The 21,222-nt window shown below is 68.8% G+C and carries 16 protein-coding genes and 1 tRNA gene; 1 reads left to right on the forward strand and 16 read right to left on the reverse strand.

The window, feature by feature from the left end; genetic code table 11:
- Positions 1-7: 7 nt before the first annotated feature.
- Positions 8-2,476 carry a zinc-dependent metalloprotease gene (locus tag AC1DJ5_RS10915; protein ID WP_477020602.1) on the forward strand — a complete coding sequence of 823 codons (2,469 nt, stop codon included), beginning with the start codon at positions 8-10 and terminating at the stop codon, positions 2,474-2,476.
- A gap of 175 nt (positions 2,477-2,651) precedes the next feature.
- Here AC1DJ5_RS10915 and AC1DJ5_RS10920 read toward each other — a convergent pair whose 3' ends face one another.
- The 16 genes from AC1DJ5_RS10920 to AC1DJ5_RS10995 all read right to left on the reverse strand — a co-directional run bounded on the left by AC1DJ5_RS10920 (position 2,652) and on the right by AC1DJ5_RS10995 (position 21,132).
- Complete coding sequence (locus tag AC1DJ5_RS10920; protein ID WP_477020603.1) at positions 2,652-3,779, reverse strand: P1 family peptidase; 1,128 nt, start codon at positions 3,777-3,779, stop codon at positions 2,652-2,654.
- Positions 3,776-5,404 carry an ABC transporter ATP-binding protein gene (locus AC1DJ5_RS10925; RefSeq protein WP_441455532.1) on the reverse strand — a complete coding sequence of 543 codons (1,629 nt, stop codon included), beginning with the start codon at positions 5,402-5,404 and terminating at the stop codon, positions 3,776-3,778. Before AC1DJ5_RS10925 ends, AC1DJ5_RS10920 begins: the two co-directional genes overlap by 4 nt.
- 2 nt (positions 5,405-5,406) lie before the next feature.
- Positions 5,407-6,267: an ABC transporter permease gene (locus tag AC1DJ5_RS10930; protein WP_441455533.1), complete on the reverse strand. Its 861-nt coding sequence runs from the start codon at positions 6,265-6,267 to the stop codon at positions 5,407-5,409.
- On the reverse strand, positions 6,264-8,834 hold the full coding sequence (locus tag AC1DJ5_RS10935) for an ABC transporter substrate-binding protein (RefSeq protein WP_441455535.1): 2,571 nt from the start codon (positions 8,832-8,834) through the stop codon (positions 6,264-6,266). Before AC1DJ5_RS10935 ends, AC1DJ5_RS10930 begins: the two co-directional genes overlap by 4 nt.
- Before the next feature lie 64 nt (positions 8,835-8,898).
- Positions 8,899-10,218 (reverse strand): omega-aminotransferase AptA, encoded by a 1,320-nt coding sequence (gene aptA, locus AC1DJ5_RS10940; RefSeq protein ID WP_477020604.1) that lies wholly within the window; start codon positions 10,216-10,218, stop codon positions 8,899-8,901.
- A 185-nt stretch (positions 10,219-10,403) separates the two neighbouring features.
- Complete coding sequence (locus AC1DJ5_RS10945; RefSeq protein WP_477020605.1) at positions 10,404-12,599, reverse strand: TonB-dependent receptor; 2,196 nt, start codon at positions 12,597-12,599, stop codon at positions 10,404-10,406.
- 292 nt (positions 12,600-12,891) lie between these two features.
- The gene (locus AC1DJ5_RS10950; protein WP_477020606.1) at positions 12,892-13,461 is read right to left on the reverse strand and encodes a cupin domain-containing protein; all 570 of its coding nucleotides are present in this window, start codon (positions 13,459-13,461) and stop codon (positions 12,892-12,894) included.
- A gap of 5 nt (positions 13,462-13,466) precedes the next feature.
- A complete protein-coding gene (locus AC1DJ5_RS10955; RefSeq protein ID WP_477020607.1) occupies positions 13,467-14,174 on the reverse strand; it encodes a M20/M25/M40 family metallo-hydrolase in 708 nt (235 codons plus the stop codon).
- Positions 14,175-14,184: 10 nt separating this feature from the next.
- Positions 14,185-14,754 carry a M20/M25/M40 family metallo-hydrolase gene (locus tag AC1DJ5_RS10960; protein WP_477020608.1) on the reverse strand — a complete coding sequence of 190 codons (570 nt, stop codon included), beginning with the start codon at positions 14,752-14,754 and terminating at the stop codon, positions 14,185-14,187.
- Between the two features lie 10 nt (positions 14,755-14,764).
- Positions 14,765-15,886 (reverse strand): 3-isopropylmalate dehydrogenase, encoded by a 1,122-nt coding sequence (gene leuB, locus AC1DJ5_RS10965; RefSeq protein ID WP_441455543.1) that lies wholly within the window; start codon positions 15,884-15,886, stop codon positions 14,765-14,767.
- Complete coding sequence (locus tag AC1DJ5_RS10970; RefSeq protein WP_477020609.1) at positions 15,870-16,634, reverse strand: glucose 1-dehydrogenase; 765 nt, start codon at positions 16,632-16,634, stop codon at positions 15,870-15,872. Before AC1DJ5_RS10970 ends, leuB begins: the two co-directional genes overlap by 17 nt.
- 12 nt (positions 16,635-16,646) lie before the next feature.
- The gene (locus AC1DJ5_RS10975) at positions 16,647-18,095 is read right to left on the reverse strand and encodes an aldehyde dehydrogenase family protein (RefSeq protein WP_477020610.1); all 1,449 of its coding nucleotides are present in this window, start codon (positions 18,093-18,095) and stop codon (positions 16,647-16,649) included.
- Positions 18,096-18,342: 247 nt separating this feature from the next.
- Positions 18,343-18,432 (reverse strand) — tRNA-Ser (locus AC1DJ5_RS10980).
- A 95-nt stretch (positions 18,433-18,527) separates the two neighbouring features.
- A complete protein-coding gene (locus AC1DJ5_RS10985) occupies positions 18,528-19,484 on the reverse strand; it encodes an NUDIX hydrolase (RefSeq protein WP_441455548.1) in 957 nt (318 codons plus the stop codon).
- Positions 19,485-19,491: 7 nt separating this feature from the next.
- Positions 19,492-20,085 carry a YfbR-like 5'-deoxynucleotidase gene (locus AC1DJ5_RS10990; protein ID WP_477020637.1) on the reverse strand — a complete coding sequence of 198 codons (594 nt, stop codon included), beginning with the start codon at positions 20,083-20,085 and terminating at the stop codon, positions 19,492-19,494.
- Between the two features lie 156 nt (positions 20,086-20,241).
- Positions 20,242-21,132, reverse strand: coding sequence for a methyltransferase type 11 (locus AC1DJ5_RS10995; protein WP_441455550.1), 891 nt, complete (start codon positions 21,130-21,132; stop codon positions 20,242-20,244).
- Positions 21,133-21,222 lie beyond the last annotated feature (90 nt).

Below are 21,222 nucleotides of genomic sequence, written 5' to 3' on the forward strand. Positions count from 1 at the left end.
GCGGCCCATGTTGCGCAAGGTTCTGTTGGCGAGCGTCGCCGGCCTGGTTCTGATCGCGGGCGCCGCGCCCGTGATGGCCGAGGCGGGGGCCTCGCGTCCCGCGGCGACGGCGGCCTTCCAGGAAGGCCTGTTCGGGGTTCGGCTGGATCGCGAAAAGGGCAAGGTTCTGGTGCGCCTGCCTGCGCCCGGCGAAGGCGGCGTGCTGGGCCGCTATCTCTACCAGCCCGGCCTGTCGGCGGGGCTGGGCATGGACGGCGTCGGGCTGGACCGCTCGGGTCTGGGCCAGACCCAGATCGTCGCCTTCCAGAAGGTGGGCAACCGCGTTCTGGCCCGGTTCGAGAACACCCGCTTCCGCGCCGTCGGCGCCGGGGCGGATCAGCAGAATGCGGTGGCCGCATCCTTCGCCCCCTCGGTGATCTGGGCCGCTGACGTGGCCGAGACTCACCCCGACGGTTCGGTGACAGTGGACCTGTCCGGTTTCCTCGAGCGCGACGCGGTCAACGCGGCCGGACGTTTGAAACGCGGCCGGCAGGGGACCTTCAAGCCGGCGCCGACCCTGGGCTATCTGGACCTCGACCAGACCCTGGTCTTCCCCGACAATGTCGAGTTCCAGACCGTCCAGACCTTCACCAGCGACGAGCCGGGCATGGAGCTGTCGCGCGTCGCGCCCGACGCCCGCTCGGTCACCATCGCCGTGCGCCACTCCTTCATCCGCCTGCCGGACGAGGGCTTTATCACAGCGCCGCACGATCCGCGCGCGGGGGCCTCGGCCCAGGTGCTGGTGACGGACTTCGCCGCCGATCTGGATCAGCCGGTGGTCAGCCGTCTGGCGCGTCGCTTCCGGCTGGAGAAGACCGATCCGACCGCCGTCCGTTCGCCGGTCAAGAAGCCCATCGTCTTCTACGTCGACCGTGCGGCGCCTCCGGCCATTCAGCAGGCTCTCGTTGAAGGCGGCAACTGGTGGGCCCAAGCCTTTGATCGGGCCGGTTACATCGACGCCTTCCGGGTCGAGCTTCTGCCCGAGGGGGCGCATCCGATGGATGCGCGCTACAACATCGTCTCCTGGGTCCACCGCGAGACGCGCGGCTGGTCCACCGGCACCAGCGTCAACGATCCCCGCACCGGCGAGATCGTGCGGGGCGTGGTGCAACTGGGCTCGCTGCGCGACCGGCAGGACAAGATGATCTTCGAAGGCCTGGTCGGCGCCGACAAGAGCGGCACCGGCGGCGAGGACGACCCGGACCGTCTGGCCTATCAGCGCCTGCGCCACCTCGCGGCGCACGAGATCGGCCACGCTCTCGGGTTCGCCCACAATTTCGCGGCGAGCACCTTCGCCGACCGAGCCTCGGTGATGGATTACCCCGCCCCCTGGGTGATCGCGGACGGCGACCGGCTGGACTTCAGTCGGGCCTATACGACCGGCGTCGGCGCCTGGGACGACTTCGTCATCGACTGGCTGTATGGCGCGACCAAGCCGGGGCAGGACCAGGCGGCGCGACGCGCGGCCCTGATCGCCGACGGGCAGGCGCGCGGCTATCGCTTCGTCGCGGATTCCGACACCCGGCCGCTGGGCGGCGCCCAGCCCTATGCCGCCATGTGGGACAACGGGACCGACCCGGTCGCCGAGTTCGCCAACGTCATGGCGGTGCGCAAGATCGCCCTGGACCGCTTCGGCCTGGGCAACATTCCCGATGGCGCGGCCGCGGCCGACCTGCAGCGCGTGATCGTGCCCATCTACCTCTATCACCGCTATCAGACGACGGCGGTGGCGCGGCTGATCGCCGGGGTCGACTATCGCTATGCCGTCAAGGGCGACGGGACCGAGACGGCCCTGGTCGTCCCCGCCGACCGTCAGCGCGCGGCGCTGGACGCCCTGATGCAGGCCCTGTCGCCCGAGGTGCTCGACCTGCGCGATCCGCTGATTGACCTGCTGTCCTCGGCCCAGTCGGGCAATACCGACCGCCAGACCGAGATCGAACTGTTCACCGGCAAGACGGACGCCGTGTTCGACCCGTCCTCGGCGGCCGCGACCGCGTCCGAGGTGGTGTTCGAATCCCTGCTGGCCCCCGAGCGCCTGAATCGTCTGGTGGAGCAGCAACGCCGCGATGCGGGTCAGTTGGGCCTGCCCGAGGTGCTGGACCGTGTGTCGTCGACGCTTGGTAACGGCGTCGGCCTCAGCCCGCGCCAGATGGAACTGCGCCGCGCCGTGCGCGCCCGCTACGCCGCCGATCTGGCCACCCTGATTCAAGGCAAGGACCTGTCGTCCACGGCTCAGGGCGTGGTGCGCGACGGCGCGCGTCGTTTCGGCGAACAACTGAAACGCTGCCGCGGCGACCGACTGGAAACGGCGCAGTGCGCCTATCTGGCCGAACTGCTGACCGGCCCGGTCGAGGGACTGAAGGCGCTGACCGAAGGCGAACGGGCGGTTCAGCCCATTCCCCCCGGCGCCCCGATCGGCAGCGACGACTGGCTGTAAAATGCGATCAACCCTTCTCCCCTCCGGGGGAGAAGGTGGGCCGCGTTAGCGGGTCGGATGAGGGGGAGTTTTGCTGCCTCTCGACCTTCGGCCATTAAGGTACTGCCGACCCCCCCTCATCCGTCATGCTGCGCATGCTGCCTTCTCCCCCGAGGGGAGAAGGGTCGGGGCTGGCTTAAAGCTCCCGCCAGGTCTGGCCGGTCCGACCCTCGTAGTTGGTAGCGTGATAGACGCCGCGCGCGATGGCGCGGGCCAGGACGTCGGCGGCGACATTGCCCAGTTGGGCCACTGCGATCTGGCGCATGGCCGGGTCGGTGATCTGCTTCTTGCCAGTAGACAGGCAGAACAGGGTATCGCCGTCGAACGGCGCGTGGCTGGGGCGGATGGCGCGGGCCATGCCGTCCTGGGCCATGATGGCCAGCCGCTGACACTCCACCCGCGTCAGGGCCACGTCGGTGGCGATGCAGGCGATGGTGGTGTTCTCGCGCGGGCGAGCGCGGCCTTTCGACAGGCCCCAGTCCTCGGCCGAGGCCGCCAGCCCTGCCGAGCCCAGACCGCCGAACTCGTCGCCGATCTCGAACGGCGCGGCCCAGAAGGTCTTGCCGTTGGGGGCGACCACGGCCCCGACGCTGTTGACAGCGACGATGGCCCCGACCGTCCAGCCATTGGCCATCAGGGCCGAGGCCGAGCCGATGCCGCCCTTCAGCGCGCCGGCTTCTGCGCCATAGCCGGCCCCGGCGGTGCCCAGATCGAAGCGGTCGCCTGCGGCCTCCAACGCTTCGACGGCCAGACGGCGATAGGGCGGGTCCATCTCCCACTTCTTGTTCCCGCCATTGGCCAGATCATAGAGGCAGGCGGTCGGGATGATGGGCGAGGGCGGCACGCCGGGCGCGCCCCCCATGCCGTAGCCGCGCCCGCGCATCCCCATCCAGGCGGCGATGCCGTCGCCCGAGGCCAGGCCGTAAACCGAGCCGCCCGACAGGACGATGGCGTCCACCTCCTGCACCAGATTTTCGGGCTTTAGCACGTCGGTTTCGCGTCCGGCGGGACCACCGCCGCGCACGTCCACGGCGGCCACGGCGGGCTTTTCGGCCAGGATGACGGTGACGCCGGTGCGGACGCCCGCGTCATGGGCCTGACCGATCTTGATGCCTTCGACATCTGTGATCAGGTTCAGCGGGCCGGTGCGGCCGCTGGCGCGCGGCGCGGCGGCTTGCTCGGTGTTGGGGGCGGCAGAAGCCGCGCCAGCGGCCGAGGCGACGCCGCCGATCAGGGCCGAGCCCAGCAGGGTTCTGCGGTTCATCGAACGGTCTCCTTATGCGCGGCGTCGAGCGCGCCGATATTTCGGGCCAGATCCGGCGTCGCCGCCAGTAGTTTCTGCGTATAGGGGTGCGAAGGGGCGGCGAAGACGGCGGCGGTGTCGCCCTGTTCCACGATCCGCCCGGCCTGCATGACCAGCAGCCGGTCGGTGACGGCGCGCACCACGGTCAGGTCGTGGGAGACGAACAGATAGGACACGCCCAGGCGGCTGGACAGGTCAGCCAGCAGGTCGAGGATCTGCGCCCGGATCGACACGTCCAGCGCCGACACTGCCTCGTCCAGGGCGATGACCGCCGGGTCGGTGATCAGGGCGCGGGCGATGGCGATGCGCTGGCGCTGACCGCCCGAGAATTCATGCGGATACTTGTCGCCGGCCGAGGCGGGCAGGCCGACCTGTTCCAGCATCTGATCGACGCGACGACGGGCCTCGGCGGGCGAGGGCTGTTGGTCCAGCAGATGGAAGTTTTCTGCGACCAGCCGCGCCACGGTCCAGCGTGGATCGAAGCTGCCGTAGGGGTCCTGGAACACCACCTGAATGTCGCGACGGATGGCCTTCAGCGCCGCGCCCTTGGCCGACGTGATGTCGCGGCCGCGGACTAGAACCCGGCCCGCTTGCGGCGTCTCCAGCGCCAGGACGGCGCGCAGCAGGGTGGACTTGCCGCAGCCGCTCTCGCCGACCAGACCGACGCTCTCGCCCGGCTGGATCGACAGGCTGACTTCGTCCACGGCGCGGAAGGCGTCCGCCTTGCCGAACAGGCGCCGCGCGCCGGCGTATTCGCGCACCAGTCCCTCGACCTGCAACACCGGCGCGGCGTCGTGCTGGACGGCGGCTTTGCGCGTCGGGGCGTGGGTCGCATTGGCCAGCAGCCGCTGCGAATAGGGGTGGGTCATGCCGGTGAAGATGCGGCGGGTATCGCCCTCTTCGACCAGTTCGCCGTCCTTCATCACCGCCACCCGGTCGGCGGTCTCGGCCACCACAGCGAGGTCGTGGGTGATCAGGATCAGGCCCATGCCGTCCTCGCGCACCAGCCGCTTCAGCAGCTCCAGCACCTGGGCTTGCGTCGTCACGTCCAGCGCCGTCGTCGCCTCGTCCGCGATCAGCAGCTTGGGCGTCAGGGCGATGGCGATGGCGATGGCGACGCGCTGTCTCTGGCCGCCCGACAACTCGTGCGGGAAGCGGCCCAGCGGGAAGCGTTCGGCGGGCAGTCCGACCCGGTCCAGCACGGCGCGGGCGACGGCGAGGGCTTGCTTGCGCGACGCGCCCTTATGCAGGCGCACCGTCTCGGCGACCTGATCGCCGATGGTCATCACGGGGTTCAGGGCCGTCATCGGCTCCTGGAAGATGATGCCGACGTCGCGGCCACGCACCTTTTGCAAGGCGGCGTCGGACGCGCCTGAGATGAGCTGGCCGTTCAGGCGGATCTCGCCGGTCATCGTCGCGCGCGGCGGCGTCAGGCCCAGTACCGCCAGCGCGGTCATGGACTTGCCCGAGCCGCTTTCGCCGACCAGGCCGAGGATTTCGCCGGGGGCGACGGACAGGCTGACGTTCTTGAGGATCGGCACCCGACCGATCGACAGGTTGAGGTCGCGGATGCTCAGGACGCTCATGGTCAACGCTCCCGCCGCACGCGCGGGTCGAACAGGTCGCGCAGGCCGTCGCCGGTCAGGCTGAGGCCGAGCACGGTCACGAAGATGGCCACGCCGGGCATGACGGCCAGCCAGGGGGCGAAGCCGATCATGGTCTGGGCCTCGGCCAGCATCCGGCCCCAACTCGGCATGGGCGGCTGGGCGCCGAGACCGACGTAGGAGAGCCCGGCCTCGGCGACGATGCCGACGGCGAACTGGATCGCCGCCTGCACGACCAGCAGGCTCATCAGATTGGGCAGGATGTGCTGGATGGAGATCAGGGCCTTGGACTTGCCCGCCGTGCGCGCCGCCAGGACGTATTCGCGCGTCCACAGGCCCATGGCCGCGCCGCGCGCGACGCGGGTGAAGACGGGGATGTTGAACAGGCCGATGGCGATGATGGCGTTGATCGCGCCGGGGCCGAAGACGGCGGTGATCATCACCGCCAGCAGCAGGGCGGGGAAGGCGAAGATCAGGTCGTTGCCGCGCATCACCAGCTCATCGACCCAGCCGCCACGCGCCGCCGCGGTCAGGCCCAGCGGCACGCCGACCCCCGCGCCGATGCCGACGGCGATCAGAGCCACGGCCAACGAGTTCTGCGCCCCGACCATGATCATCGACAGGACGTCGCGGCCGAAATGATCGGTGCCGAACGGGTGGGCCGTCGAGGGGGCGGTCAGCTTGGCGGCGATGTTCACCGCTTCGACGTCATAGGGGGTCCAGACGAAGGCGATCAGGGCGGTCAGCACCACCACGGCGGTCAGGGCACCGCCGACGACCAGCGACAGCGGCCAGCGGGAAAGCGGCTTGGCGGCCAAGGCGAGAGGAACGGGGGCGTCGGTCATGCGCGGCGTCCCCTCAGGCGCGGATCGGCGAACAGATAGGCCAGGTCGATCAGGAAGCTGACCAGAACCACGGCGAAGACCAGCACCACCACCACGCCCTGCACCACGATCAGGTCGCGCTGGGTGATGGCCTGGAAGACCAGTCGACCTAGACCGGGCAGGGAGAAGACGTTCTCGATGATGATGCCGCCCGCCAGCAGGAAGGGAAACTGCAGCCCCAGAATGGTCAGGACGGGAATCCAGGCGTTCCTCAGGGCGTGTCGCCACAGGGCCTGATTGACCGACAGACCCTTGGCGCGGGCGGTGCGGACATAGTCCTCGTTCATCGTGTCGAGCAGGGCGGTGCGCAGGACGCGGGCCAGAATGGCGGCCTGCGGTGCGGCCAGGGCTACAGCGGGCAGGATCAGGGCCTTGAAGGCGGGCCAGAAGCCTTGACCCCAGCCCGGGAAGCCGCCGGCTGAGAACCAGCCGAGGTTCACCGAGAACAGCAGGATCAGCAGCATGGCGATCCAGAAATTGGGCAGGGCGACGCCCACCTGGGTCACGCCGATCAGGCCGGTGTCGACCGCCGTGCCGCGTCGGCTGGCGGCCATGACGCCGACGGGCAGGGCGACGGCCAGCGACAGGATCGTCGCCATCAAGGCCAGCGGCGCGGAGACCGCCAACCGCTCGGCGATCAGGCCGCCGACCGGCACCTGATAGGTGTAGCTGGTCCCGAACTGGCCGGTCAGAAGATCGCCGAGCCAGGCGAGGTAGCGTTCGACGCCGGAGCCCTCCAACCCCATCTGCTGACGCAGGGCGGCGATGGACTCAGGGCTGGCGTTCAGCCCCATCATGTAGCTGGCGGGGTCGCCGGGCACGACCTGCAGCAGCAGGAAGATGACGACCGTGGCGGCCAGCAGCGTCAGGGCGTGGCCGCCTAGCTTGCGCGACAGCCAACTGATCCCGAAACGCCAGCCGACGAAGGCCAGCAGCGCCGCGCCCGCGATTACGGACATCCAGCCCCAGGGCAGGCCGCCGCCAGTTCGCTCGGCGGTCGTTGCACCGGCTGCGCCCGCGCCGGTGAAGTAGGCGCCCGACACGACATTGGCGGCGATGGGGGCGTTGATCCACAGGCCGTTCAGGTCCGCCTTCCACACGCCGATGCGCGAGGACTGGAACAGGAAGCCGTTGACCGCATCCTCGGTGATGCGGCGTTGCAGATCGCCCAGCAGGCGCAGCCGCGTCGGTTCGTCCGGGGCCGCCTGAACCTGAGCCAGCAGGGCGTCGAAGGCCGGGCTGTCGTAGCCGAAGTAATAGTCCTTGCGGCCATAGATGTCGTAATCCATCGGCTCGACATGCTCGACGATGGTCAGGTCGAACTGGCGGCGCTTGAACACCTGATCCAGCCACTGGGCCCATTCCAGATTCTCGATCTTCACGCGGATGCCGGCCTGGGCCAGTTGCGAGGCCAGGACCTCGCCGCTGCGTCGGGCATAGGGGCGGGGCGGCAGGCGCAGCGTCACGTCGATGCCGTCGGGATAGCCCGCCTCGTCCAGCAATTGCCGCGCCTTGGCGACATTGTGCGGATAGGCGCCGGTCAGGTCGACATAGCCCGGCGCCTGCCGCGAATAGTGGCTGCCGATGGGCTGGCCGAAGCCGAACATGGCCCCCTGGATCAGAGCGTCTCGGTCGATGGCGTAGGACAGGGCGCGGCGCACCCGCACGTCGTTGAACGGTGCCTTGGTGTTGTTGATCCCCAGAATGACCTTGCCCTCGGACGCGCCGACGACGACGCGGAAGCGCGGGTCGCGCTGGAACTGAGCCACGTTTTCCGGCGCGGGATAGTTGGGAAAGGCGTCGACATCGCCGGCGCTGACGGCGGCGAAGGCGGCGGTCGGGTCGCTGATGAAGCGGAAAACGACAGTGTTCAGGCGCGGGGCGGCGCCCCAGTAGCCGGGCCAGCGGTTCAGGGTCAGCTGGCTGCCGCGCTGCCAGCTGTCAAAGCGGAAGGGGCCGGTGCCGATGGGGGCGACCGCGTTGGTCGCCGCGCTCTTCGGCGAGACCATGACCGCGTCGCCCCAGGCCAGGACATAGGGCAGGGTCGCCATCGGCCGGGACAGGTGGATGCGCAGGGTCGCCGGATCGACGACCTCGACGCTCTGGATCGGCGCGAACAGGGCCTTCTGGGCGTTGGTCGACCCCTCGGCCGTGATCCGGTCCAGTGAGAACTTGGCGGTCGAGGCGTCGAACGGCGAACCGTCCTGGAAGGTCACGCCGCGCCGCAGGTGGAAGGTCCAGCTGAGGCCGTCGGGCGCGGCTTCCCACGATTCCGCCAGGGCCGGGGCCACGGCGCCGTTCTGGGTCAGCCTGGTCAGGCCCTCGAAGACGTTGCCATAGACGACCTCGTCCACCGCCGCCGCCGCGCCCGAGGTCGGGTCGAGGTTCGGCGGCTCCAGGGGCAGGCCCAGCACTAGACGGTCGCGGACGGGCGCCGCAGTGGCGTTCTGCGCGGGCGCGAAGACCGTCAGGCCGACCAGCAGCGCAGCCGCCAGCAGGGTGCGACCCAGCCATGTCTTACGCCCCACACTCCGCTTCACGCAGTCCTGCCTCCCGTTTGAAGATTCAGCATCGCCCAAAACGCGCGCGGCGTCAGGGCGTGTTTCGCAGAATGTCGGCCAGCCGTCCGATCAGTTCGTCGATCTGTTCGCGGCTGATGATCAGCGGCGGCGACAGGGCGATGACGTCGCCGGTGACGCGGATCAGCGCCCCTTCGTCAAAGGCCCGGTGGAAGACCTCGGTGGCGCGGGCGCCGGGCGCGTCGGGGCGCGGGGCCAGCTCGATGGCGGCGACCATGCCCAGATTGCGAATGTCGATGACGTGGGGCAGGCCCTTCAGGCCGTGCACCGCCTCTTCCCAATAGGGCGCCATGTCTGTGGCGCGCTGGAACAGGCCTTCGTCCTCGTAGACGTCGAGCGTCGCCAGACCGGCGGCGGCGGCCAGCGGGTGGCCGGAATAGGTGTAGCCGTGGAAGAACTCGATCCCCGGCGCAGTCGCCTGATTGACCACGGCCTCATAGATTTCGCCGCGCACCCCGACCGCGCCCATCGGCACCGCGCCGTTGGTCAGGCCCTTGGCGCAGACCAGGATGTCGGGGATGACGCCCAGGGTCTCGGACGCCGTGGCCCCGCCGACGCGGCCGAAGCCGGTGATGACTTCGTCGAAGATCAGCAGGATGCCGTGGCGGGTGGCGATCTCGCGCAGCCGCTCCAGATAGCCGACAGGCGGCACGATCACGCCCGCCGACCCCGACAGAGGCTCGACGATGACGGCGGCGATGGTCTCGGCCCCGTGCGACCAGATCAGGGATTCCAGTTCATCAGCCAGATGCGCGCCCCAGGTCGGCTGGCCGCGCGAGAAGGCGGCTTCGTCCAGGTTCAGCGTGTGCGACAGGTGATCGACGCCGGGCAGGGTGGGGAAGCCGCGCCGGTTGTTCTCGAGCCCGCCCACGGAAATGCCGCCGAAGCCGACGCCGTGATAGCCCTTTTGCCGCCCGACCAGACGGGTGCGTTCGGGATGGCCGCGCGCCTGCTGATAGGCGAGGGCGATCTTCAGGGCGGTGTCGACGCCCTCGGAGCCCGAGCCGGCGAAGAAGACATGGTCGATGTCGGCGGGGAACAGCATCCCCAGTCGCGCGGCCAACTCGAACGCCAGCGGATGGCCGAGTTGGAAGGTCGGGGCGTAGTCCAGGACCTCGGCCTGATGCTGGATGGCCTCGACGATGGGCCGGCGGGCGTGGCCGGCGTTGACGCACCACAGGCCGGCCGTGCCGTCGAGGATCGGACGCCCCTCGGGCGTGAAGTAGTGCATGTCCTTGGCCGAGGCCAGCAGCCGCGGATGCGCCTTGAAACTGCGGTTCGCGGTGAACGGCATCCAGAAGGGATCGAGGTCGTTGGCGGCCCGAGCGGTCATGCATGCATCCTTTCAGAACGCCCCAGTAGCGGATGAATGGCGGGGGAAGGGAAGTCTGTTATTCGCACGCCTTAAGTGACTGATTTCTCGTCTTTATGAGGGTCCGCGATCAGGATCGTGGGCGCCTCGATCAAGGGGCGGGCCTGGAAGGCGGACGCGCCGCCTTCCAGGCCCCGGAGCCTTCCTCAATACTGCAGGCTGAGGCGCGCGCCGATGGTGCGGGGCCGACCCGGTTGGGCGATGTCGGCGCTGGTGAAGAAGTTGCGCGTCAGGTCGTATTCCTGATCGAACAGGTTGCGCGCCCAGAAGGTGACGGACCAGTTGGCGGCCTCGGGGCCGACGGTCACGCTGGCGTTGGCCAGCCAGTAGGCCTCGACGTCGTATTTGGCGCCCAGCCACGAGGGATAGTCGTCGCGATAGCTGTAGTTGGCCTCGGCCGTGACGGCGAAGCCGCTGACAGTCCAGTCGTAACTGGCCGACCCGGCGTAGCTCCATTTCGGGAACAGGATCGGATCGCCGGCCTTGTCGACGTAGATGGCCATGTTCGCCGCGCGCGAGGCCGGGACGTCCAGCGCTTCATACTGGTCGTATTCGCCCCTCTTGTAGCTGAGCGACTGGCTGATCCGCAGGCCCTGGACCGGCTTCACCACTGCTTCCAGTTCGGCGCCCCAGATGTGCGAGGACGGGACGTTGGTGAAGCGGCCGACCGGTCCGTTCTGGCCCCAGACCGCCGACAGCACCTGCTGGTCGGTGTAGTCGTAGTAGTAGGCCGCGCCGTTGATCTGGACCGCCCGCGACGGATCGGCCTTGAAGCCAACTTCGTAGGCCCAGAGGATTTCCGGGTTGAAGGGCTGGATCGAGCTGGAGTTGCCCGTGTTGTAGGTGGTGAAACCGCCCGATTTGGCCCCGCGGCTGGCGGAGCCGTACAGCAGGAGGTTGTCGATCGGCTTGAACTCCAGCGCCGCCTTGCCGGTCAGGGGCGTCATCTTGGTCGAGACCGTGGTCGGCGGCAGGGCGGTGGCGCCGCCGAAGGCCGTGCCGAAGCCGTCCAGATCGCGCGTTTCCTCCTCGTAGCGCAGGCCGCCGATCAGCTTTATGCGCTGGCTGAAGGCGTACTCCGCCTGACCGAAGGCGCTGATTGACTCGACCTTCTGATCATAGGTCACCTGACCGTAGGTGCCGTAGATGTCGATGAAGTCCGAGAAGTAGCGCTCGTGCAGGTCCTGCTTCGAATAATAGAGGCCGGCGACCCAGGTCAGGGGGCTGTCATTGTCCGAAGCCAGGCGGATTTCCTGCGAGATCACGTCCACGTCGCTGCCGAAGAAGGTGTCGGCCTCGACTGAGGATGACGCATCCCAGTCGCCGTATTCGCTGCGTTTCAGCGTTTCATAGCTGCTGATGCTGGTCAGGTTCATATCCTTGAGCGCCAGATTGGCGTTCAGCGACGTGCCCCAGGAGGAGTTGTCCCGACCCGGCTTGGCCTTCACGTCGCGCCCGATCGAGGCGGCGAAGCGCGGCGACAGGCCCCAGCCGGTATGGGAGTGATCCTTGTCGGCGGGAATCAGGACGCCCGTTCCGCCGCGCGTCCTCAGGTCGCTGAACAGATAGAGGGCCTGGTTCTCGGACTTGTCGACGCCGCCGTGGACGTCGAGCAGCAGGGACAGGGTCTCGTTCGGATCCCAGGCCAGCAGGGCGCGGGCGCCGGTGCGGTCGGCGTCGCCGATGCTCTCGCCGGTGACGCGGTTATGCTGCCAGGCCCCGCCCTGTTCGGTCGAGACGGCCAGACGGCCGCGCAGGGTCGATGCCAGCGGGCCGGAGACAAAGCCCTCGGCGCGGAACTGCTCCTGGCTGCCCCATTCCGTGATCAGACCGGCGGCCAGTTCCTCGGTCGGGCGTTTGGTGACGAAGCTGATCGCCCCGCCGGTGGTGTTGCGGCCATAGAGGGTGCCTTGCGGTCCGCGCAGCACCTCGACCCGGTCGATGTCGAAGATCAGTCCCTGGGTCATGACCGGGACCGGATAGGCCACCTCGTTCACATAGACGCCCACGGTGGGCGAGTTGTTCGAGGCGTAGTCCTGAAACCCCACGCCGCGCATGCGGAACTGGGCCGCGCCGCCGCCGAAGGCGGGTTCGACCTCGAGGTTGGGCGTGGCGTTCTGAAGCTGATTGACGTTGGTGACGCCCTGCCGGATCAGGCTCTCGCCGCTGAGCACGCTGAGGGCGATGCCCACGTCCTGGGCCGCCTGTTCGCGGCGCTGGGCGGTGACGATGACTTCGTCGACCGTCGTGGCCCGCTCGGGCGGCGCCTGCTGCGCCATGGCGGTGGTGGAGCACAGGGCCGCGAGCGCCCCGGCGGATACGCTGACCAACAGACGATTCATCGCTTCATCCCTCCCAATGAAGCCGCACGGATCGTTCTGAGCGATCTCGTTACGGCCGTGAGCGGGACGAAGGGCCCGCCACCCCTGCATACTCCTCAGGTCCAGGACGTTGTGCAATGCAGCAAGCTTTGCAGCGTCTCGACCATCCTCCCGGTGTCATCCAAGTGTCACGCATGAAGTAGCTGGCGAAATGGGGCGGTCGGCAAGACTGTTTCTTCAACGGACCAATTCACTGACAAGTCGAGGAATTATATTTTTCTCGCTCAGTATTCCGATCAATCGCAACGCAGCGTCAGAAGGTCGGCGGCGTGCAGGCGCTGATGACGACGCAGGGGACATCGCCGATGTTGCGGAATCGGTGCGGCAGGGTGCTGGCGAACAGGTAGCCGTCGCCCGCCTTCAGCACACGCGACTGGCCGTCGACGGTGACTTCCAGGCGGCCGGAAATGATCAGGCCGCCTTCCTCGCCCTCGTGGGACAGCATGACCCGCCCGCTGTCGGAGCCGGGCTGATAGGTCTCGTGGAGGATCTGCAGGCTGCTGTCCTGACCCGAGCCAAGCTGGCGATACGAGACCTCGCCGCGCGAGATGTCGGTCAGTTCGTCGTGGCGATAGAAGTGCTTGGTCGGACTTTCGAACTCGGAGCTGAAGAACTCGCCCAGCGAGACGCCCGCCGCGTCCAGCAGCCGTTTCAGCGAGCCGACCGAGGGGCTGGTGCGGCCGCTTTCGACCAGGCTGACCGTGCTGGACGGCACGCCCGCCTTTCGCGCCAGGGCGCGTTGCGACAGGCCCAGTCGGTCCCGCAGCGCCCGCAGGCGCGGGCCGATGATGTTGTCGCCGTCATCTGCATCGCCGCGCGCCATCTGCGTCATCCTCGCTTGCGGGTCAGCAGGCCATAGGCCGCGCGGGCCATGACCTTGGCCGAGTTGGTCATGTCCTCGATCCCCACCCATTCGTCGGGCTGGTGCGCCAGGTCGAGCACGCCGGGGCCATAGGCGATGCAGTCCTTCAGCTTGCCGATGCGGTCGATGTGCTTCTGGTCATAGGTGCCGGGCGAGCAGACGAACTGGGCCTTGCGCCCCAGAACGGTCTCGATGGCGGCGGCGGTGGTGCTGGCCACCGGCCCGTCGCGGTCGGCCATGCTGGGCGCCACTTCGAACAGGTCGCGCATTTCGTAGCGGAAGCCGTGGCGCTGGGCCGCCAGCCCGTCGAGGATGGATTTCACCTCGCCCTTCACGTCGTCCAGCGTCTCCTCGATCAGGAAGCGGCGGTCGATGATCATGCGGCTGGAATCCGCGACGCAAGGCGCGGGCAGGCCGTCGAAGCCCTCGGCCTGGCCGCCGTGGACGGAGTTGATGTTCATGGTCGACTGGCGCGCGCCCTCGGGCACGACCGGCATGTCCGAATGACGGCCCGCCATGGCCGGATAGAGCTTGTCCTCGAAGGCCTGCATCACCGCATTCATGTGACGGATGGCGGAATCGCCGAGGAAGGGCATGGAGCCGTGGGCGATGCGGCCCTTGGTCTCGATCTCGGCCCACCAGACGCCGCGGTGGCCGATGCAGACCCGGTCCACGTTCAGCGGCTCAGGGATGATGACGTGATCGACGCGGGGGGGGGGAGAACCAGCCGCGCTCGGCCAGATAGGCGACGCCGCCGTAACCGCCGGATTCCTCGTCCACCGTGCCGGAAATCTCCAGCGCGCCGGGCAGGGGCAGGCCGGAATCGATCAGGGCCTCGACCGCGATGATGGAGGCGGCCAGGCCCCCCTTCATGTCGCAGGCGCCCCGGCCATAGACGCGGCCGTCCTTCACTACGCCTGCGAAGGGATCGACGGTCCAGCCGGCGCCGACCTCGACCACGTCGATATGGCTGTTGAAGTGGACGCAGGGGCCGGGCTCGGACCCCGTCCAGCGGGCGATGATATTGGTGCGGGGATAGGCGTCGCTGTCGCCCGGCGAGCCTTCGCCACGCACGTATTCGACGACGAAGCCGCGCTTCTTCAGCCGCTCGCCGATGTATTCGGCGCAAGGGCGATAGGCCTCGCCGGGCGGATTGACGGTGGGAAAGCGGATCAGGTCCTGGGTCAGGGCGACCAGTTCGTCGGTGCGCCCGTCGATCAGGTCCATGACGGTCTGCATTGTGGGGGCGCTCATCGGTCGAACCTCACGCGAACTCTGCGTCCAACGCGGCCAGCACCGCGTCGGTCATCTGAAGGGTGGAAACGGGGGCGACGCCTTGCGCCGCAATGTCAGGGGTGCGCACGCCGCTGGACACGACCTGCCGGACGGCGCGCTCCAGCGCATCGGCCAGATCGGCGCGGTCGAACGACCAGCGCAGGCATAGGGCGAAGGACAGGATGGTCGCGATGGGGTTGGCGACGCCCTGGCCCGCGATGTCCGGCGCCGAGCCGTGGATCGGCTCATACAGGCCCCGGCTGCGCCCGCCCTGCCCAAGGCCGGACAGGGAGGCCGAGGGCAGCAGGCCCAGCGACCCGGTCAGGGCCGCCGCGGCGTCGGACAGGATGTCGCCGAATAGGTTGTCGGTGACGATGACGTCGAACTGGTCGGGCCGCCGGACCAACTGCATGGCGCAGTTGTCGGCGTACATGTGGCTCAACTCCACGTCGGGGTAGTCGGCCGCGACCTCGCTGGCCACCGTCCGCCACAGGGCGCCCGTCTCCATGACGTTGGCCTTGTCCACCGAGCAGACGCGGCCTTGGCGGCCGCGCGCGATCTCGAAGGCGACGCGGCAGACGCGGGCGATCTCGGCCTCGGTATAGGCCTGGGTGTCATAGGCGCGACGCTGGCCGTCGGGACCGACCTCATTGGCGCGGGGTAGGCTGAAATAGACGCCTGCGGTGGCCTCGCGCACGATCAGGATGTCGAGGCCCCGGATCAAGTCGGGCTTCAGCGCCGAGGCGTCCAGTAGTTCGTCGAAACAGACGGCGGGCCGCAGGTTGGCGTAGAGGTCCAGCGCCTGACGCAGCCGCAGAATGCCCATCTCGGGCCGCTGGGCGCGGGGCAGATGGTCCCACTTGGGTCCGCCGACCGCGCCGAACAGGACGGCGTCGGAGGCCCGGGCCTGATCCACCACGTCCTCAGCGATAGGCGCGCCCACGGCGTCGATGCTGGCCCCCCCGGCCAATCCCTCGCTCAATTCAAATCGCAGGCCGGCGTTGCGGCCGAACCAGTCGGCGACGCGCAGGGTCTCGCGGATGATCTCAGGCCCGATGCCGTCGCCGGGCAGGACCAGCAGCTTGAAGGGGCGGTCAGATGCAGCGGCCACCGTCCACCTCCATCGCCACGCCGGTGATCATCGAGGCGTCGTCCGAACAGAGGAAGGCGGCGGCGGCGCCCATGTCCTCGGGCGTCGAGAACCGGCCCAACGGAATGGAGGCCAGGAACTTGGCCCGCACCTCGGGCGTGTCCTCGCCCATGAAGGTCTTCAGCAGCGGCGTCTCGCCCGCCACCGGGTTGAGGGCGTTCACCCTGATCTGGAAGGGGGCCAGTTCGACCGCCATGGCCCGCGTCGCCGTGATGACCCAGCCCTTCGAGGCGTTGTACCAGGTCAGGTTGGGCCGTGGGCTGACCCCGCCGGTCGAGGCGATGTTGAGGATGGCGCCGAACCCTTGCGCCTTCATGCCCGGCACGAAGGTCTTCGACATCAGATAGATGGCGCGCATGTTGACGGCGGCGATGCGGTCGAAGGCTTCGTCCGACAGTTCGTCCAGCGGCTGGGGCGTGTGGCCGACGCCGGCGTTGTTGACCACGATGTCGATCCCGCCCAGCAGGCGGTTGGCCGTCTGGGCGAGGGCGGCCACGTCGGCGGCGCTGGACACGTCCACCTTCACGCCAAGATCGGCGTCGCCCAGTTCAGCCGCTAGGACGCGGGCCGCGTCGGCGTTCAGGTCCGCGACGATGACGCGGGCGCCTTCCTCGGCGAAGCGGCGTGCGATCCCGGCGCCGAAGCCGGAGGCTCCGCCCGTGACGATCGCTCGCTTGCCCTCCAGCCGCTTCGTTCTGTTCTCCCCCAAGACGCCTACTCCCTAGCCGTGATGGGCCGCGACGGTCTTGAGGGTGGTGAAGGCGTAGAGCGCCTCGAACCCCTTTTCGCGACCGTGGCCCGACTTGCCGACGCCGCCGAAGGGCAGTTCGACCCCGCCCGCCGCGCCGTAGTTGTTGATGAAGACCTGTCCGGCCCGCAGCCGTTTCGCCAGCCGCATCTGCCGCCCGCCATCGTTCGTCCAGACCCCGGCGACCAGGCCGTAGTCGGTGCCGTTGGCGATGGCGACCGCATCCGCCTCGGTCTCGAACGGGATGACGACGACGGCGGGGCCGAAGATTTCTTCCTGCGCCAGGGCATGATCCGGGGCCACGCCCGCGAACAGGGTGGGGCGCACATAGTGGCCGCCCGCGGGGGCGTCGGCGGCGATCTCGCCCTGAGCCACGATCAGGCCGGCTTGGGCGCCAAGGTCCAGATAGCGGTCGACCATGGCCTTCTGCTTGGCTGAGATCAGCGGCCCGACGTCGAGGTCGTCGATGGCGGCGCCGACCTTGAGCGCGCGATAGCGTTCCGACATCCGCGCGACCACCTCGTCATAGACGCCGCGCTGAACCAGCACGCGCGAGCCGGCCGAACAGGTCTGGCCCGCGTTCTGGACCCCGGCGTTGACGAGGAAGGGCAGGGCCTTGTCCAGATCGGCGTCGTCGAACACCAACTGAGGCGACTTGCCGCCCAGCTCCAGCGTCACCGGCACGGCGTTGACCGCCGCCGCCTGCTGGATGGCCACGCCCACGCCGGTCGAGCCGGTGAAGGACAGATGATTGACCCCCGGATGCGTCGCCAAGGCCGCGCCCGCCTCGGCGCCCGTGCCGGTGACGACGTTCAGGGCGCCTGCGGGCAGACCGCAGTCCTCGGCGATATGCGCAAAGGCCAGGGCCGTCAGCGAGGCCTGCTCGGCGGGCTTCAGCACCGCCGCATTGCCGACCGCCAGGGCCGCCACCACGGACCGGCCGATGATCTGCATCGGATAGTTCCAGGGGATGATGTGGCCCGTCACGCCATACGGCTCGCGCAGGGTGTAGACCGTATAGCCGTCGAGGAAGGGGATGGTCTCGCCGTGCAGCTTGTCCGCCGCCCCGCCGTAGAACTCCAGATACCGCGCCAGGGCGACCACATCGGCGCGCGCCTGTTTCAGCGGCTTGCCGACGTCCAGCGCCTCCAACTGCGCCAGCATGTCGATGCGCGCCTCGACCTCGCGGCCCATGCGCGCCAGCACCCGCCCGCGTTCAGCCGCCGTCATCCGGCCCCACGGACCGTCCAGCGCCGCGCGCGCAGCTTGAACCGCCGCGTCGATGTCCTCGGCCCCGCCTGCCGCCAGCGCACCCAGGGTTTCGCCCGTCGAGGGGTTCTCTATGGGGAGTGTTCGTTCTTCCGTCGCCGCGCGCCACTCGCCGCCGATGAAGACCTGATCCGTAGGAAAGGGCGCGACCATCAATCCGTGCTCACCATCATCGCGCGCAGCAGCGAACGCTCGACGGCCAGTGGGCACAATTATCGATTACGCAACAAGCCCTTTATGGCCGCGGCGCAAGTGACTGATTTGTCGTTCTGACCGATCGATATTCTGAGCGACCTGGCCGTTCATGATCATGATCGGCGGGCTGACATCGCGCCCAGCGGTCGCTGGCCCGAAGGCCTGTCCTAGTCGCTATCGATGCGTTGAAATGGCCAAAGGCCGGTGGCGGAGAGGGTGGGATTCGAACCCACGGTAGGCTTCCACCTACGCCGCATTTCGAGTGCGGTACATTCGACCACTCTGCCACCTCTCCGCGGGGCCGATATTCGCTTGGTCGAGCGAGGGGCTTCTCTAGTCAAAGGCGGCGCTGGCCGCAAGCGATTCGAGACGAGAAAATCGATAAAAGTTTCAGCGCTGTCCGGGCAGGGTCAGGCCGGGTGCGGGGCCGCCCAGGGGATCGGCTCCGGCGAAGCGGAACAGCTCGGCGGGACGGCCGCCGGTGTCGCTGGAAAACACGCCCGTGGCCTGGACCAGACCGGCGCGTTCGACGCCGCGACGGAAGTTCTGCTTGTGCAGGGAGAGGCCCGCCACGGCCTCGGCGGCGGCCTGCAAGGCGGACAGGGTGAAGGTGTCGGGTGTCAGGTCGAACAGGACCGGGCGGTACTTCAACTTCGAGCGCAGGCGCCCCAGGGCGGTGGCGACGATGCGGCGGTGGTCGGAGGCCATCGGCAGGTCGGACATGGCTGGCGGCGCCGGGCGGTCATGGTCGCGAGCGGACTCGGCGACGAGGCCGGCCTCGTAGAGCAACTCATAGCGTTCCAGCACCCGTTCCTCGTTCCAGCGGCGCTCGGGCGTCAGGGCGAACAGGGTCTCGGCGCGACCCAGGCGACGGGCGTCGCCGTCGGCCCAGGCGCGCAGGGCGGGCTCCAGCGTCTTCATCACGGGGGGTTGGCCGTCGCGCCAGTCCTCCCAGGGAAAGATGTCGAAGACGGGGGTCCAGGCGGCGTCCAGCCCGGGGGCTTCGGGGGCGTCGGCGGTCAGGGCCAGGTAGCCGACCGAGACCTCGCGCGCGCGCTCGGGGCCGGGGGTGGCGCGGGGCGAGGCGCGGCCCGCGTCGCCGAAGGTGTAGAGCTGTTCGACAAAGCCGAGGGGAAAGCCCGTCTGCTCGGTGACGAAGGCGCGTAGGGCGAGCTCAAACGTGCGGTCGCGCGCCGGGTCGAAGGGGCCAAAGGGAAGAGCCGGGGCGCCGTCGGCGGCGTGGGTGGTCAGGACCACGGCCTGACCGGCGCGCAGGGCGATGACCACGGCCGACAGGCCGATCCGCACGCCCTGTTCGTTGCCCTGGATCGCCCCCCCTTGCGTCATGCAGTCCCTATTCCGTGTGCCAGGCGTCGGCGCCGGGCAGGATGCCGACAGCTTCGGCCAGAACGCGGTAGCGGTCCAGATAGCGTTGCTGCGCCACCGAGGCGGGCAGGGGGTCGATAATCAGGTCGTAACCGGCGGGCGGCGTGCCGAAGATCTGCAGCGACTCGCGCTTGTTGAACCCGGCCAGCTGCGTCGCCTCGTAGAAGGCGCAGGCGCGGTCGGCCTTCTTGATCAGGGTCTTGATCGTCTGCGGCGTCTTGGGCGGCAGTTGGAATCGGACGTGGATGGCGGCTTCCAGCCGGGCCTCGAAGTCCTTGTAGCCGGCGCCCAGCGCCGACTTGAACGGCGAGATCATGTCGCCGATCACGTATTCCGAGGCGTCGTGCAGCAGGGCGGCGAGGCGCCATTTCGGCTCCAGCCCCGGCTTGATATGGGCCGCGATCTCTTCGACCACCAGCGAGTGCTGGGCGACCGAGAAGGCGTGCTCGCCGATGGTCTGGCCGTTCCAGCGGGCGACGCGGGCCAGGCCGTGGGCGATGTCCTCGATCTCGATGTCGAACGGCGACGGATCGAGCAGGTCCAGGCGACGGCCCGACAGCATCCTCTGCCAGGCACGCGGGGGCTTGGGCGTCTTCGGCTTGGGCTTGGGCGCCAGGTCTTCGTAGTCTTCGGGCAAGTTCGGAATCCTGCGCATGGGGCAGGTGAGGTGACGCATCCCGAACGCCCGATCAAGGGCAAGCGTTGCGATTCGTGGGGGTTAATCCCCGACGTTCAGCGTCACCAGAGCCCTGGCGGCGTCGAACACCCGGTTTTCGTTACGATCCTTGCCGCGCACGGTGGCCACGATGATCGGCCCGCCCGACGGGCCGCGCGCTTCATAGCCCACGATGCGCCAGCCGGTCGTGGAGGACTGGTCGGCGGTCATCCGGAAGGTGGCGCGGACGGCCTCGCCCGGCGCGCTGGTGCGAATTCGGGCCCCGCCATTACGGGCGTCGATGGAGACCGTCGCCTTGTCGGAGGCGAGGTTCACCTGGCTGTTCCGGTCGTCGGCGCGGATGGTGATGCCGCCGATCTTGATATTGGCGCGGTCGCCATCGGCGTCGATCCGCATGCCGGGCAGGCGCACCGAAGCCTTGTCGCCCTGAGCGTCCACCCGCAGGCCGGGCGCGCTGACGTGGGCGGAATCGCCCGCGGCGTCCGCCATCGCTTCTGCCTGTGCGGCCGCGACTTCGGGGCGCTGAGCGTCGCCCTCGGCCTTGGCGGCGTCGGCGTCGGCGTCGGCCGCATCGGCGCGCGCGCTGTCTTCCGAGCCTCTGACCTCGGCCATGGCTTCAGGCAGGGCGGCAGCCAGACGGTTCTCGAACGCCTTCAGCGTGTCATGGACCGAGGCCCCGTTCAGCGGCACTAGATGCAGGGTGACCTCGGCGCCGCGCGGGCCGCTGTAGATGCAGGTGGCCCCATCGGCCCGGGCCGATCCCTTGCGCGTCAGCACGCCCTGGTTCTGGGGACATTGGAGCGTATCCACGACCTTCAGCACGCCGCGCGGCTCATTGCCGGACGAGGTCGTGGTGATCCGCACGCTCCCCCCGTTGTCGCAGGCGGCGGTCATCAGCGCGAGGGCGCAAATGGGCCAGAGAATCTGATGCATGGTCGGCTCCAGTTCGGGTCCGATTGTGCGCGCAAGGCGCGCCTTATCCAGTGAAATCGCGGTAATCGAAGGCGGCGGGAGCGCGGCGCG

The sequence above is a fragment of the Brevundimonas sp. 01N35 genome (assembly GCF_056399785.1).

Excerpts from the sequence above, each read along its gene's own strand:
- AC1DJ5_RS10915 (WP_477020602.1), top strand. The coding sequence starts at position 8 with ATGTTGCGCAAGGTTCTGTTGGCGAGCGTCGCCGGCCTGGTTCTGATC.
- AC1DJ5_RS10925 (WP_441455532.1), bottom strand. The coding sequence starts at position 5,404 with ATGAGCGTCCTGAGCATCCGCGACCTCAACCTGTCGATCGGTCGGGTG.
- AC1DJ5_RS10945 (WP_477020605.1), bottom strand. The coding sequence starts at position 12,599 with ATGAATCGTCTGTTGGTCAGCGTATCCGCCGGGGCGCTCGCGGCCCTG.
- AC1DJ5_RS10975 (WP_477020610.1), bottom strand. The coding sequence starts at position 18,095 with ATGGTCGCGCCCTTTCCTACGGATCAGGTCTTCATCGGCGGCGAGTGG.
- aptA (WP_477020604.1), bottom strand. The coding sequence starts at position 10,218 with ATGACCGCTCGGGCCGCCAACGACCTCGATCCCTTCTGGATGCCGTTC.
- AC1DJ5_RS10950 (WP_477020606.1), bottom strand. The coding sequence starts at position 13,461 with ATGGCGCGCGGCGATGCAGATGACGGCGACAACATCATCGGCCCGCGC.
- AC1DJ5_RS10995 (WP_441455550.1), bottom strand. The coding sequence starts at position 21,132 with ATGCATCAGATTCTCTGGCCCATTTGCGCCCTCGCGCTGATGACCGCC.
- AC1DJ5_RS10960 (WP_477020608.1), bottom strand. The coding sequence starts at position 14,754 with ATGAGCGCCCCCACAATGCAGACCGTCATGGACCTGATCGACGGGCGC.
- AC1DJ5_RS10985 (WP_441455548.1), bottom strand. The coding sequence starts at position 19,484 with ATGACGCAAGGGGGGGCGATCCAGGGCAACGAACAGGGCGTGCGGATC.
- AC1DJ5_RS10930 (WP_441455533.1), bottom strand. The coding sequence starts at position 6,267 with ATGACCGACGCCCCCGTTCCTCTCGCCTTGGCCGCCAAGCCGCTTTCC.
- AC1DJ5_RS10990 (WP_477020637.1), bottom strand. The coding sequence starts at position 20,085 with ATGCTGTCGGGCCGTCGCCTGGACCTGCTCGATCCGTCGCCGTTCGAC.
- AC1DJ5_RS10920 (WP_477020603.1), bottom strand. The coding sequence starts at position 3,779 with ATGAACCGCAGAACCCTGCTGGGCTCGGCCCTGATCGGCGGCGTCGCC.